This is a genomic window from Flavipsychrobacter sp. (genome assembly GCA_041392855.1).
Classification (GTDB): domain Bacteria; phylum Bacteroidota; class Bacteroidia; order Chitinophagales; family Chitinophagaceae; genus UBA5543.
The window spans coordinates 2155595-2169220 of the sequence record JAWKLD010000001.1 but is presented as its reverse complement, the minus strand read 5'-3'; the positions used below and the strand labels follow the sequence as shown (position 1 = coordinate 2169220).

The following is a 13626-nucleotide window of genomic DNA, read 5'->3' as shown; positions in this document are numbered from 1 at the left end:
AGCCTCAAGGATAACTGTATAATGCAAGATTTAAGTTCATTTTTTTCAGACAAGCACTTCATAGAATCACAAGGTAACATCTACGGCCCTAGTCAATTAGGAGCTTATATATCTTGTCTCACACATGATGATTTTCATGTTGAAGATGCTGATATCGTTATTGTTGGGTGTGGAGAACAAAGAGGGAAAGGAAGGAAGTTAGGTTATAGTAATGCGCCCGATGCAATAAGGGCGGAGCTGTATCAACTACATTTTTGGCATAGCAATGTCAAAATAGTAGATATGGGAAATGTCTTGGAAGGTGCTACTGTAAATGATACCAAAGCTGCATTAAGAACTGTGTTGCACGAGCTACAGCAAGAGGGAAAGACAGTTGTGGTATTAGGAGGCTCACACGACTTGACGCTTGAGCAGTACGAGGCGTTTAAAAAATCGCAAAAGATGATAAATGCTACAGTGTCTGACATGTTAATAGACTTGGAAGAAACTGAGGGGGTTACAGATAGAAGTTTCCTAATGGATATGCTGACCGAGCAGCCCAACTTTGTAAAGCATTATAATCATATTGCCTTTCAAAGCTATTATGTAGAACCAAAGATATTGGAGACATTAGACAAGTTGCGTTTCGATTTCTATAGATTGGGTGTAGTGAAAGATAATGTAGAGCATATGGAGCCAGTGTTGCGTTCTAGCGATATATTTAGTTTTGATATTAATACAGTAAAGTATTGTGATGCTCCTACGAACGATAATGCTTCTCCAAACGGTTTAGCAGGGGATGAATCTTGTCAGTTGGCCAGATATGCAGGTATGAGCGATAAGCTTACTTCGTTTGGTATATATGGTTATGCTCCTGAAAAGGACATTCATAAGATGACAGCTAAGCTGATATCCCAAATGCTGTGGTATTTCATTGATGGATACCATGTAAGGCAAACAGAGGCTCCCTTTGTCGATAAGGATGAATACTTGTCCTTTTACCTCAGTTTCTCCGAAATAGATGCCGAGTTTCTTAAAAGCAAAAGAACAAATAGGTGGTGGATGAAACTCCCTAGCGGGGATTATGTACCGTGTACCTATGAAGATTATCAAACTGCAAGCAATGGCAATATCCCTGAAAGGTGGTTTCGCGAGCAAGAACGATTGGTTTGATATGAAACAAATAACTTATTTTTGACAAATAATAACCATCCTGAATAGAAATAGGATGGTTATTTGCTTATAATATGCTTGATAAGAAAGGAATAATACACGATGAAGACCTGGCAGTCTTGGTGGGTGTGATTCATAAGAATCAGTCTGAAGAGTTAGCGCTTGAATATTTGGATGAGTTGGCTTTTTTGGCAGAGACTGCTGGTGCAACTACTGCAAAGATGTTTTTTCAAAAGCTCCCGCATCCTGATAACAAAACCTATGTTGGTAAGGGTAAGCTGCAAGAAATAAAAGAATATATCCAGTCAAAAAATATAAAACTAGCCATATTTGATGACGAGTTGTCGGGCTCACAGATAAGTAATATCGAGAAGGTATTAGGGGTGAAAACAATAGATAGAAGTGACCTGATATTAGATATTTTTGCTAGTAGAGCTAAAACTGCACAAGCTAAGGTGCAGGTAGAACTGGCGCAATATCAATATATACTACCTAGACTAAGAGGTATGTGGACACACCTAGAGCGTCAAGGCGGTGGTATTGGCTCTCGAGGTCCTGGGGAGACAGAAATAGAAACAGATAGACGTATCGTTAAGGATAAGATAGCGCTGCTACGCAAAAGGTTAGCCTCTATAGATAAGCAGGCAGAGACACAGCGTAAAGAAAGAGGTACTTATATTAGATTGGCTTTGGTGGGGTATACCAACGTGGGTAAGAGTACATTAATGACATTACTGTCAAAAAGTAATGTATTTGCAGAGAATAAGCTTTTTGCAACCCTTGACACAACTACCCGTAAGGTCGTTTATGAGCAGACCCCATTTTTATTAAGTGATACAGTAGGGTTTATAAGAAAGCTTCCCCATCATTTAGTGGAAAGTTTTAAAAGTACACTCGATGAGGTAAGAGAGGCAGATATGTTATTGCATGTGGTCGATATATCTCATCAAAAGTATGAGGATCAGCTTGGTGTTGTAAATAAAACACTGCAAGAAATAAAAGCCTTTGATAAGCCCACTATAACCATATTCAATAAAATGGATCTGTATGAAGAGCATGTTTTTGATGAATGGTTGGAAGAAAGTGTTAAGGAAGACTTATTGAACCAGCTCAAGAGCCGCTGGGAGAGAGAAACCAATGGTAGATGTGTATTTATATCTGCTACCAAGAAAACCAATATAGAAGAACTGCGCAATACTATTTTAAAAGAAGTAAAAGCCTTATATGAAGAGCGTTATCCATACCTAACCAAGTTCTACTAATTCAGCCTCTTGCTAATATATATGTGATATTTTTCCTATTCTTTTTGGTGAAAAAAAACTGTATTTTACTTTAATATAGTTTCACTTTAAATGTTACCTTATGAAGCAATCAGCTAGAGAGTTGTTGGTGACGACGAAAGTAGCACAGAATTGGCAGGAAGATTTTGATAAGAATGTAGATGAGTTAATGGAAATTGTTGCTAGAGTTGATAATGATGATTATTTAAGTAATGCCACTGAGTTGTTAGACGTATATCATAATACGACTAAGGAGTCTCAAAATGCCGCTAAGAAAAAGAAAATGGTTCAAAACCACAGACCGTTTGAATTTCTTGTTTTTCGCAATTAAAAATTAGCGATTAGTCTAAATAGTATCCTGTATATCCCCTCTTCTTGATACTAAAGAATTCCACTCCATGTTAAGGTTTTGAGAAAACAAACCTAAGCAGGTCTTTTTATATAAGCTTAGCCATAGCTTTGGATATAAATACATTTATATCCTGCATGTGTTTTAATACCTTTGCAGCATACAGAATATTTTATAATCAATAGATAAAATGAAGCGTCTCGCTATTTTAGGCTCAACTGGGTCAATTGGAACACAGGCACTAGATGTTGTACAAGCACATCCTGAGCTTTTTGAGGTAGAGGTTTTGAGCGCACATAGCAATACACGCTTACTAGTAGAACAGGCTAAAAAGTTCAAGCCTAATGCAGTTGTAATAACTGATAGTGCAAAATATGAAGAGCTGAAAAATGCATTGGCATTATTCCCCATAAAAGTGTTTTGCGGACATGATGCTTTAAACGATGTTGTACAGTGGGATAGTGTAGATACTGTCTTGGCTGCAATAGTCGGTTTTGCCGGCTTATCCTCTACATTAGCAGCAATAGAAGCTGGCAAAAGAGTAGCGTTAGCAAACAAGGAGACATTAGTAGTGGCAGGTGAATTGGTAATGCAACGTGTGCTAGAAAAAGGAACAAGTATAATACCTGTAGATAGTGAACACTCTGCTATATTCCAATGTCTGGTAGGTGAGGACCTAAATACGATTGATAAGATTGTACTAACGGCATCAGGAGGCCCATTTGTAGGCAAGAAAACCAATTACTTACTTAATGTAAAAGCTTCTCATGCCTTGCAGCATCCAAACTGGACGATGGGTGCTAAGATCACTATAGATAGCGCTACCTTAATGAATAAGGGGCTGGAAATGATTGAAGCAAAATGGCTGTTTGGGCTAAAAAATGAACAAATAGATGTAATCGTACACCCTCAATCTATCATCCACTCATTAGTAGAGTTTAATGATGGTTCATTAAAAGCACAACTAGGTATTCCGGATATGAAATTGCCGATACAATACGCAATAGCATATCCTAAGCGTATTACCAATGACTTTAAAAGGTTCAATTTTAAAGATTATAATAAATTGACCTTTGAAGAGCCCGATTATAAAACTTTCCGTAATCTTGCGTTGGCTAAAGAAGCGATGATAAAAGGAGGTACAGCTCCTTGTGTGCTTAATGCGGCTAATGAGGTTGTAGTAGAGGCATTTTTGAAAAATAAAATTGGTTTTATTGAGATGAGTGATGTGATAGAAAAAACATTAGCGTATCTTTCGCATGTTGAGAAGCCATCTCTTGAAGACTATATACAAACAGATAAAGAGGCACGCATTCATGCTGCTGAACTGATTAAGAAAAGCCAAATGGCGTACTAACTGATTGATTATTAACATGCAATTGAATACAATATTACTCATGTCTGGAGGTTTAGTACAGGCAATACAGCTATTAGCATCCCTTTCACTACTAATAATTCTTCACGAATTCGGTCACTTTTTCTTTGCACGTTTATTTAAAACACGTGTAGAAAAATTCTATTTATTTTTTGATTTCCTGTTCCCTTTTCCTGGATTATTGAACTTCTCATTATTCAAGAAGAAAAAAGGAGATACGGAGTACGGTATAGGTTGGTTCCCGATGGGAGGCTATGTAAAAATAGCAGGAATGGTAGATGAAAGTATGGACAAAGAGGCGATGAATAGGCCTCCTGAACCGTGGGAATACCGTTCTAAAAAAGCATGGCAAAGACTCTTCATAATGCTTGGAGGTATTATAATGAACGTACTTACTGCTATGGTTATATATGCTGTTGTGTTTGGCGTATGGGGAGAAGAATACTTGCCTTTAGAAAATGTAAAAAATGGTATTAGCACGAGTGAGTTATCGAGAAGTGCAGGTTTGAAGGATGGAGATGAGATCGTAAGTGTAGGTGGTAAGAAGGTAGAAAGATTTACGAGAATAGCGTCTGAAATAGTATTTACAGAAGCTAAAACAATAGAAGTAATACGTGACGGAGAGCTTGTTACAATAAACATTCCAGAGGGAACTATAGGTAAATTGGCTAAATCTAAAAGATCTTCAGCTCCGTTTATAACGCCAAGGGTGCCTATCGTAATTGCAAAAGTGTCGGACGGGACGGCTGCAGATAAAATGGGATTGAAAAGCAAGGATAGCATTATAGCAGTAAATGGTGAAACAACTCTTTTCTATGATGAGTTTGATAATAAGAAAAGAAGTTTGGCAGGAGAAGCCATAGTTTTAACCGTAGTAAGAGATGGTAAAGAGTTGGTCCTAAATGGAGAAGTACCTGATAGCAAAATATTAGGTTTTCAGCCAGATATGACACTTAATCGTTATTTCGACGTAAAAACTATTAAGTATGGGCCTATACAAGCTGTAGGTAAAGGATTTCAGTACACCTTTCAGCAGATAGGTAGCTATGCCGCACAATTGAAACTTTTATTTACTTCTTCAGAGATAAAAACCTCTGAAAGTTTGGGTGGCTTTGTCACTTTTGGAAAACTGTTCTCGCCTGTTTTTGATTGGCAAGAGTTCCTTATGCTAACGGCTTTTATCTCTATTATTCTAGCTGTAATGAATTTGTTGCCAATACCTGGGCTTGATGGTGGTTATGTTATCTTCTTATTGTTTGAACTGATCACAGGTAGAAAAGTAAGCGATAAGGTGATGGAAAGAGCTACTACTGTTGGTTTGATCTTATTACTAGGTCTAATGCTTTATGCTAACGGTTTAGATATAATGAGGTTATTTAAGTAGTGAGATATAGAGGCTTGGTCTTTCTATAGTTCAAATATGTCTTTTGCTGCCTTATAGGTATTGCAGTGTGCATTAACTATATCTTTTACTTGAGGCGAATACCCTCCTCCCATAGCAACGGTAACAGGTATAGAATAATCCTTGCAAAGGTGAAATACCATTTCATCTCTTTGTTTACATTCATCTATGGTGATGTTTAGCTTGCCAAACTTGTCTGTAGATAATATATCTACGCCTGATAAGTAGAAAATATGCTCAGGCTGAACTTGCTTGATGAGTTTTGGTAATTCTTGGGCTAGTATGGCTAAATAATTTTCCCCATTTACCCCGTCTGGCAAGCCTATGTCTAGGTCGCTTTCTTCTTTTCTGAAAGGGTAATTATGAGCTCCGTGCATACTGAATGTGAAAACCTTTGACTCGTGTTTAAATATCGCAGCACTACCGTTTCCTTGATGCACATCTAGGTCTACTATTAATATTTGTTTTGCTAGCCTATTATTAATCAGATAATTAGCAGCAATAGCGAAATCGTTTAGTAAGCAAAAACCTTCTCCTCTATCAGCAAAAGAGTGATGAGTACCGCCAGCTATATTCAAGGATACGCCATATTTAATCGCGTACTGGGTGCAGTCTATTGTACCTTGGCATATTCTTCTTTCTCTTTCGATAAGCTCAGCAGATAGAGGGAAGCCGATAGCACGCATCTCCTTGGTAGTAAGAGCCAGATTTTTCATTCTATCCCAGTAGTCCATGCTATGAGTAAGTAGTATGGTGTCTTCGTCTAATATGGATGGCGAAAACAGGTTGGCCTCGCTAATAATACCCTCATGTATGAGTTGCTGTGGGATAAGCTCATACTTCTCCATAGGGAAACGATGTCCTTTGGGTAGTGGATGAGCATATATCTTATCGTAAGCTATTTTTAGCATTGCCAGCAAATTATCAAAGTAAATGTTTACAAACACTTAATCTTTAAAGTATTATCCGTTTAATCCGTACTTCTTTGTATTTTTGCATTTAGCTCTTTGATAAAGAACTACCTGGGGCCGCTTGGTTTTGACAGCATAAGGCAGGGTAAGTAAGCATGTCGTGCGTTGTGTAATTAGCACGTAAATCAGAATACTCAAACTTTTAAATGGCGAAAACAATTACGCCATGGCTGCCTAATCAGAGATTAGTGTAACCATTTTGGCCGCAGACCGGCTTTTGCCTGTTGACGCTACTGCCGCCTAACTCATCCTTCAACAGGATAGCAAACGTAAAGTCATGGTGCGGTTGTGAAACTTAAGTGACTAGGAGGCAAGTTGGTTCGTTCGGTTCCGGACTGCTTCTGAAATCTAATTCCGAAATACACATGTAGAAAGCTTATTGGGCATATGTTTGGACGCGGGTTCGACTCCCGCCGGCTCCACTCTTATTTTTTTAAATCGCTTAATATTTCTTCTAAGCGATTGCGTATAAGTGAAAAATGCGCTTCGTTTTCAATGATATATAAGGTAGATGAGGGCAATGTTTTGTAGTAATACTGTCCTCTTGATATTGGAGCCATTTTGTCTTTATCTCCATACCATAGTGTTACATGGGTAGTGATTTTTTCGAGGTCATAGCCCCAATCTCTAACATATAATTTCCATTCTTGTACGACACCGTCAATACCTTGTTTATAACTTTCCTTACTCCCATCAATGAAAGACCATCCATACTTGGGATTGCTTTTCATTAACTCTTTATCGGGTATGGGTAAATATTTTTGAAATTGTTTTATTCTTTTCTCTGGCTTATAAACCAAGCTTTCAGAGTCCTTTTTTATATACTTCCTAAGTGTTTTGTCATTTTTTTTGCTTGCGAAAAGGTGTAGCAGCTTTACAGGAAACCACATCCCTTTTAAAGAGCTTTTATAGTTATATGGAGTTGCACCCGATACGATAGATGCATTTATGATCCTTTCAGGGTTATTATATAAACATGATAAGACATGTGGCGCGCCACCAGAAAGACCAAATATTGAACATTGGCTAATTCCTAAACTGTCGAGTAATTCATTAACATCGCTTGACCAATCTAAAAATTTTCTTTCAGGTTGGTAAGTTGACAATCCTACTCCTGGTCTATCAGGTGCTATAATTCGGATGCCTAGCTTTTTAGCAACACTATCCATAAATATGGAAGATAGCCTGCTCTCTTGACCTCCATGGAAGTACAATATTGGAATTCCATTACTTGCTCCATATTCCGCATAACCTAAAATACGCCCATCTGATAGTTTTATTGTATTGTTTAATTCCATAGCATTAGAACAATTGCAGGTGAGAAGTATAAGAAGTAGCAGGAATATCCTATTCATAACTAAAGTTACTTATTGGGCTTAAATTATTACAGGTTAAAGATATTTAGGTTATAGGTCTTCTTTGATGTAATTATATAATTTTATAGCCATTTTTGATGCCCCTTTTTCATTTGGGTGTATCATGTCTTGTAACATAAGGCTTGGGTCATTTATAATATCCTCCATTATAAAATGGAAATATTTGTACTTGTTTTTCTTTGCCAATATCATCAAACGCTTTCCTGAAGTTGACATAATAAGGTGAATTTTTTAGAGGTAGGCCGCTGATTGCATGATGTTGAAACATGTCACATCTCATCACCCATATTTTCATGGTGGGCTGTTGCTCTTTTAAATAGTTTATTCCTTCTTTTAGATTGTTATAAATTTCAGTCGGTGGTGTTTGATATATAGCATCACTAAGACCTAATGTTATAACAAGATGGCTAATAGTATTTTTATTTACATTGGTTCTATTTAGTAGCTCTTTAAGGTCGGAAGTGGATGCGCCTGGGATGGATGCATTAATAACCATGTATTTTTGAGGGCGTTCGTTTTCTACTAATTGATAAAAAATATCAACAAAAGACTTTTGGTCAGCTAAACCATAGCCAGAACTTTCACTAGCCCCCATAAAAAGTATTACAGGTAAATTTTTCTGATTTTTTAATGAGTCGTTGGTCATCATTTTTACACAGTCTGTAAATAATAAAGAGTACAATCATATTGTACTCTTTATTATACGATACACATTAGTTGTCATGTGGTTTATAGGTAAAGTTGTTTGATTTTTTTAGCGTTTTTCGACGTTTGAGCATCCCCTGTTTCTAAATAATGTTTTATTGCATAGGAGTTTGTGGTCACATTATTTTTTATTTTCCCTTTCATTATTTTCCCTAATGGCATTTTGTATGCCATAGATAGAGTAAACTTTGTTTTCCCTTCGCCTAGGTCGGTTACTTCAAATTCGGCAAATAGTTTCTTTATCATCGGCATATCAATCTGATACACTTCTAAAATAAAATATGACATGTCTTCATATGCGACTATTGATTCTTCTACAGATCCTTTTCCTATATCACAGTGTCTTTTAGATGCGAGTCCGTTTTTTGAATCAGTTGTGCAATATGATTTGTCAAGCCCTGGGGTATAGATGTAAGCATCCCCCCAATTCGAAATGAGTTCCCAAACTTCATTTATAGGCTTATTGATAACAACAGTGTTACTAACAGCAGCCGATAGATTATGATCTGTTATGAATTTCGTCTGAGTTACATGATATACGTTTTGTGCCATAGTTGTAGATGTTAAGATGATTAATGAAAGTGCTGTGAAAATGATTTTTTGTCGCATAGCTGTTTTTTTAGACATAAGAATTCCTTTTAGCTATATAGTAGCTATTAGTTAATTGATTTTTAATTGTTTATGCTATTTTACCTTCTCGAAGTTTTCTTTTCCTTTAGTGGTCATAAAAGGAGTTATAAGGCCCCATATGTTATCGATGATATATTTTGATTTTACTGTTTCGAAATCATGAGGCAAGACCTTTTTTTGAGCTTGCCAAAAAGTTAGTTGAAACCATATGCTATGTGGTATTTTAGTTAGAATGTATTTTTCTTGAGAGGAATCTAAAAGGCCTAATGCTATATAATGTACTAGATATTTCCTATAAAAGCCTATTCGGTCTTGGTAGTTCTGATAATAGTTATCCTTTATTAACGGGCAAGTATTGAAGATGTCAATTAGATTAATGTAAAAAAATCTATACTTCTCCATAAATGATGTGATGTACTTAAATACGTCATTTAATGTTTTAAAATCGTCTGTTTCCTTTATTTTATCATCAATATGTACCTCATCGTACATATGATTATAAAAATATTCTATAACAGCTTCTTTGTTTTTAAAATGATATGCAAAGTTCCCCGAACTTATACCTGTAGCAGCAGCAATATCTCTTATTGTCGTTTCATTAAATCCCTTATTATTAAAGAGTTCAACAGAAGACTTAATGATTTTAGTTTTAGTAGACACAATGCAAAATTAGAACAAGCGTTCTAATTTTCAAAATTTATTTTGATGCCCTGAAAAAACAAGGCTATTGGATATAGACTGTCCATTTATGGAAAGGTATATATGCTTTCATCATAGATTAGAATATGGTTAAAACGCAAAAATATATTTAATAGAACTATATATATTGGAAAGCTTTTGTAAGGGGGGTAATACCATATGTTACAAACATCAAGAGACAAAAAAAGCGCAAAATTTGAGGCGAAAACAGCCATAGTAAAGCATTTTAGCGTTTTTTATGTGGATAACTATAAAAAAACGACTTGTAACAAAAGGTAAATATACGGTACATTCTCCACCAATTTCCTAAGCGTTTCTAAACGGTAAAGTATATCGAATGTAAATAACCGTAGTTTTCCAGGTAAATAGGCTATAATAAAGCAATACGGGTGCAAAAAGCTGCTTATTTATGCTGTAATATAACTACAGTATATGAGTAATTGCCTGCTTTGTCGAATTGCTGAAAAATCGTGTTTTTTTATTGTTTGGGGATGCGTTGGGGATGAGTTTGGGGATGTAAAACGGCGTTTTTGCTAGGGGGTTATGTGCATTTTGAGCCCTGTATATGTACAAAACACCTTGCTAGAACTATAGTTAAAGCTACTTTTTAGCACCCTTTTCTGCGTTTTCTACCTTCTTACTAAGTGTTATCATCTCTTCTTTTAGAGCATCCATGAGGTTGATTATTGTAGCTGTGCTCCCCTCTTTTTTTGTTGGTTTGGAGTGGTAATGTTCATTAGTATCACTTAGGCTCATGTACTCTTTATAGCTAATCCCCTCATTGTTGCTGTTGTATAACTGCTTGTTGGTGTTGATGTATTCTTTAAAGCTTTCTACAATTGGCTTAGTATTAAAGAATATAAAGAAAGGGCTAACATTATACACATCACAAATTTTCTGTATCATTTCAGACTGCACATACATCCTCCTGCCCAATATTTCTGTGAGGTTTTGAGGTTTTATATCTATACTAAGTGCAATATCACCCTTTTTTAGAGCACTATTATTGCTTAGAAGATATTCTATAGCTTCAATAAAACGCTCTCTTATAGCATCTTTCGCGGATATTTCTGTGTTTTCCTGTTTCATGTTTATAAAAAATCATAGAATTTCTTTGATAGAGTGTTGGTTTTTCACAGATATTCTGTAATATTGTATCAGCAAAGAGATACAATGGCAACGAAGATAACAAATAAAAAAACGACATGTAACAAAATAGCAATAAATAATGTTGCTCCTCAGAATGTTACAGATATAGAAATACATATCCCATCTAAAGTGTTGGCAAAGGTTGTAGGGTGCAGTGCCATATATGTAAGAAAAGTGAGAAGTGGTGAGCGAAATAAAAACACATCTACTGCACAAAAAATTGAAGTAGCTGAGCTCTTAATAAAAGAGGAAATAAATATGGGTATTGACAAAGTAAAAACGGCTTTGTCTACTGACTCAAAACCAACCTCAAAATAACAAGGCTATGCAAAAATTTATATACAAAGCTAAGAACTGTACAGATATATCTGACACGAATTACGCTAAGGATGAGCTTAGGAAAATGATAAGTCAGAGGGAGAAAGATGGCAAGCCTGTAAAGCAACTATACATAATGCTTGGTGCAGTAGTAAAAAAGCATAACCGTTTTATTCAAAATAACTAATCAGCAATTGGAATTTCAAGGGAACATATTATGCCTAACCTATAAGGAGATAGTGCCACATATAATGCCTGAGGGTACATATAAGAGCCTAAAGTCTAAAGGTAAAATATCATCATTCTCAAGAGGTGGCGGTAAGGGCAATGTTGCGTTGATAGGTTATGAGAGTTTACCAGTTGCTTATCAAAAAGCAGTCATTTCAAAATATGGAGACCCTTACACCTACAAAGCAAATGAGGCAATTGCTGATAGTGTGCAACATGATTTTGAAGCTGAGCAGTATTATATAAAATTTCGATTTGATGATGGAACTAGCCTACCACCTGAGCATATAGATAAATATACCACATCAGCCTCATGGTTAAAAATGTTGGATGAGCTCACAGCCGATAAAAAACAGATTAAGAATAAATACAGGCTGAGCATGGGTAAGTTTTGGAAAGTGTTGCAAATACTATTAGCAGCTAAAGATATTGACCTACCTAAAAACAGAATAAGACTACAACAAAAGATTGAGCAATATAGAACATGCAAAGAGAGTGATGTGGCTAATGAGCAATATGATTTTCTAATTGAAAAGTTTAGGTATGGTAATACTAACCGTAACAAAATAAAGGATGAGTTAAGTGAGGCATTGCTATTAGAAATGTTAGCACATCCTCATCAACATGAAGATGTAGTAATACAGGAGCAATACAATAAGTGGGCAAGAGATAACGGAAAGCCTTTGATAAAAAGTGCCAGTACTATAGGTAATTACAGGAGAGCTAATGCATGGAAGATAACCCAACAGAGAGAGGGTAATAAAGTAAACTATGAGAAATATGGAGAGTCTATTGGCAGGGTGCGCCCGTCTGCTCCATTGTTCTTAATAGAGTCGGATGATAATGACCTCGATTTGTATTACAAACACGTGTACTATTTAGATGGTAAAAAACAGACAAACTACTACAAGCGTTTTGTGATAATGGTAGTAAAGGATAGCTATAACGATTATATACTAGGCTATGCTATAGGTGAGTCACAAACAACCCAACTGGTAAGAGATGCCTATTTGGATGCCATGCACCACATTAAAGAATTGACAGGAAGTTTTTACCTGCCACATGAGTTAAAGAGTGACCGTTGGGGATTGGATGTGCAACTCAAAAATGAGCTATCCATGTTTTACAAGTCACTTGGAAAGTTTACACCTGCCAAAGCTAAAAACCCTCGCTCTAAATATATAGAGCAAAGTTTTGGTAAGGAGTGGCACAAAAACCTAAAGCATTTTGATAACTACGCAGGTCATAATATAACAGCTAAAGAAAATCTAAACCCTGATGCTGTTGCCATCAACAAAAAGTTTTATCCAAGTGCAGAGGATGCTGCTGAGCAGATACATCTATTTATTGAGATGATGCGCCAAAGTAAAAACAGGCAGCAAAAATGGTTGGATGCATTTACTAGGAATGAAGTAAGCCAACGTAAAAAGGTGAATGATGAGCAAATGTTGCTGCTGTTTGGCAGGCTATCCCATGAGCGTGGCAATACCCTAACTAATAAAGGCATAAACATAGAGATATCAGGTGCAAAATATAGATATGAAGTGCCTGAGCATCTATACCTGCAATATGTAGGTATTAAAATGAATGTGCTCTATGATCCGTATGACATGAGCAGAGTGTTGGTAGTGGGTAAGGATGATGATAAAGTACGCTTTGTAGCACAGGAGTATGTGAATGCTAAGAGTGCACTAATGGACTTTAGAACGGGGGATGGTAAGCTACTGGAGGATAAGTTGGCGAGGAAGGAAAGAACCATGCAGCGCATTGCTGATGAGAGGGCTAAGAGGCAAAATATATTGTCAATTGAGGGGGTAGATGCAAAAAGTGTGCTCCAGGCGGGGGTTATGGACAAAGCCATGAAACAGATAGCTACACATGGTTATTTACAACTACAAAACGGGCAAAAGCCTGAGCAGTATGACCATACAGAGGATGTGGATGATACTGATAGCGATGATATATATAACAATATGTAAACAATTAAAACCA

The 13626-nt window shown here is 36.4% G+C and carries 14 protein-coding genes and 1 other RNA gene; 9 read left to right on the top strand and 6 right to left on the bottom strand.

The annotated features are described in order from the left end of the window. The first annotated feature begins 21 nt into the window (after window positions 1-21). From R2800_10100 to rseP, 5 genes are all read left to right on the top strand, one after another. Window positions 22-1152 carry a formimidoylglutamase gene (locus tag R2800_10100; protein MEZ5017392.1) on the top strand — a complete coding sequence of 377 codons (1131 nt, stop codon included), beginning with the start codon at window positions 22-24 and terminating at the stop codon, window positions 1150-1152. Between the two features lie 74 nt (window positions 1153-1226). Then, complete coding sequence (hflX, locus tag R2800_10095; GenBank protein MEZ5017391.1) at window positions 1227-2414, top strand: GTPase HflX; 1188 nt, start codon at window positions 1227-1229, stop codon at window positions 2412-2414. Window positions 2415-2514: 100 nt separating this feature from the next. Next, window positions 2515-2763, top strand: a complete 249-nt coding sequence (locus R2800_10090) for a hypothetical protein (GenBank protein MEZ5017390.1) — start codon at window positions 2515-2517, stop codon at window positions 2761-2763. A 208-nt stretch (window positions 2764-2971) separates the two neighbouring features. Continuing rightward, on the top strand, window positions 2972-4138 hold the full coding sequence (locus R2800_10085; protein ID MEZ5017389.1) for a 1-deoxy-D-xylulose-5-phosphate reductoisomerase: 1167 nt from the start codon (window positions 2972-2974) through the stop codon (window positions 4136-4138). A gap of 16 nt (window positions 4139-4154) precedes the next feature. After that, the gene (gene rseP / locus R2800_10080) at window positions 4155-5540 is read left to right on the top strand and encodes an RIP metalloprotease RseP (GenBank protein MEZ5017388.1); all 1386 of its coding nucleotides are present in this window, start codon (window positions 4155-4157) and stop codon (window positions 5538-5540) included. Between the two features lie 23 nt (window positions 5541-5563). Here rseP and R2800_10075 read toward each other — a convergent pair whose 3' ends face one another. After that, window positions 5564-6469 (bottom strand): histone deacetylase, encoded by a 906-nt coding sequence (locus tag R2800_10075; GenBank protein MEZ5017387.1) that lies wholly within the window; start codon window positions 6467-6469, stop codon window positions 5564-5566. 113 nt (window positions 6470-6582) lie between these two features. Here R2800_10075 and ssrA point away from each other — a divergent pair. After that, window positions 6583-6954, top strand: a transfer-messenger RNA (tmRNA) gene (ssrA, locus tag R2800_10070). On the opposite strand, the gene R2800_10065 is transcribed toward ssrA, so the two are convergent. The 5 genes from R2800_10065 to R2800_10045 form a co-directional block, all read right to left on the bottom strand. Further along, window positions 6955-7884 (bottom strand): alpha/beta hydrolase, encoded by a 930-nt coding sequence (locus R2800_10065; protein MEZ5017386.1) that lies wholly within the window; start codon window positions 7882-7884, stop codon window positions 6955-6957. A 148-nt stretch (window positions 7885-8032) separates the two neighbouring features. Continuing rightward, on the bottom strand, window positions 8033-8554 hold the full coding sequence (locus tag R2800_10060) for a hypothetical protein (protein MEZ5017385.1): 522 nt from the start codon (window positions 8552-8554) through the stop codon (window positions 8033-8035). Between the two features lie 80 nt (window positions 8555-8634). Further along, window positions 8635-9237 carry an SRPBCC family protein gene (locus tag R2800_10055; protein ID MEZ5017384.1) on the bottom strand — a complete coding sequence of 201 codons (603 nt, stop codon included), beginning with the start codon at window positions 9235-9237 and terminating at the stop codon, window positions 8635-8637. A 57-nt stretch (window positions 9238-9294) separates the two neighbouring features. After that, window positions 9295-9900, bottom strand: a complete 606-nt coding sequence (locus tag R2800_10050; protein MEZ5017383.1) for a TetR/AcrR family transcriptional regulator — start codon at window positions 9898-9900, stop codon at window positions 9295-9297. A 639-nt stretch (window positions 9901-10539) separates the two neighbouring features. Then, entirely contained in the window at window positions 10540-11028 is a 489-nt protein-coding gene (locus R2800_10045) for a hypothetical protein (protein ID MEZ5017382.1), read from the bottom strand. 84 nt (window positions 11029-11112) lie between these two features. On the opposite strand from R2800_10045, the gene R2800_10040 reads away from it, so the two are divergent. Genes R2800_10040 through R2800_10030 form a run of 3 tightly spaced genes read left to right on the top strand, consistent with a single transcriptional unit; the run spans window position 11113 to window position 13613 of the window. Then, on the top strand, window positions 11113-11406 hold the full coding sequence (locus tag R2800_10040; protein ID MEZ5017381.1) for a hypothetical protein: 294 nt from the start codon (window positions 11113-11115) through the stop codon (window positions 11404-11406). 7 nt (window positions 11407-11413) lie between these two features. Continuing rightward, window positions 11414-11593: a hypothetical protein gene (locus tag R2800_10035; GenBank protein MEZ5017380.1), complete on the top strand. Its 180-nt coding sequence runs from the start codon at window positions 11414-11416 to the stop codon at window positions 11591-11593. Window positions 11594-11600: 7 nt separating this feature from the next. Next, window positions 11601-13613, top strand: a complete 2013-nt coding sequence (locus tag R2800_10030) for a Mu transposase C-terminal domain-containing protein (protein MEZ5017379.1) — start codon at window positions 11601-11603, stop codon at window positions 13611-13613. Window positions 13614-13626: the final 13 nt, after the last annotated feature.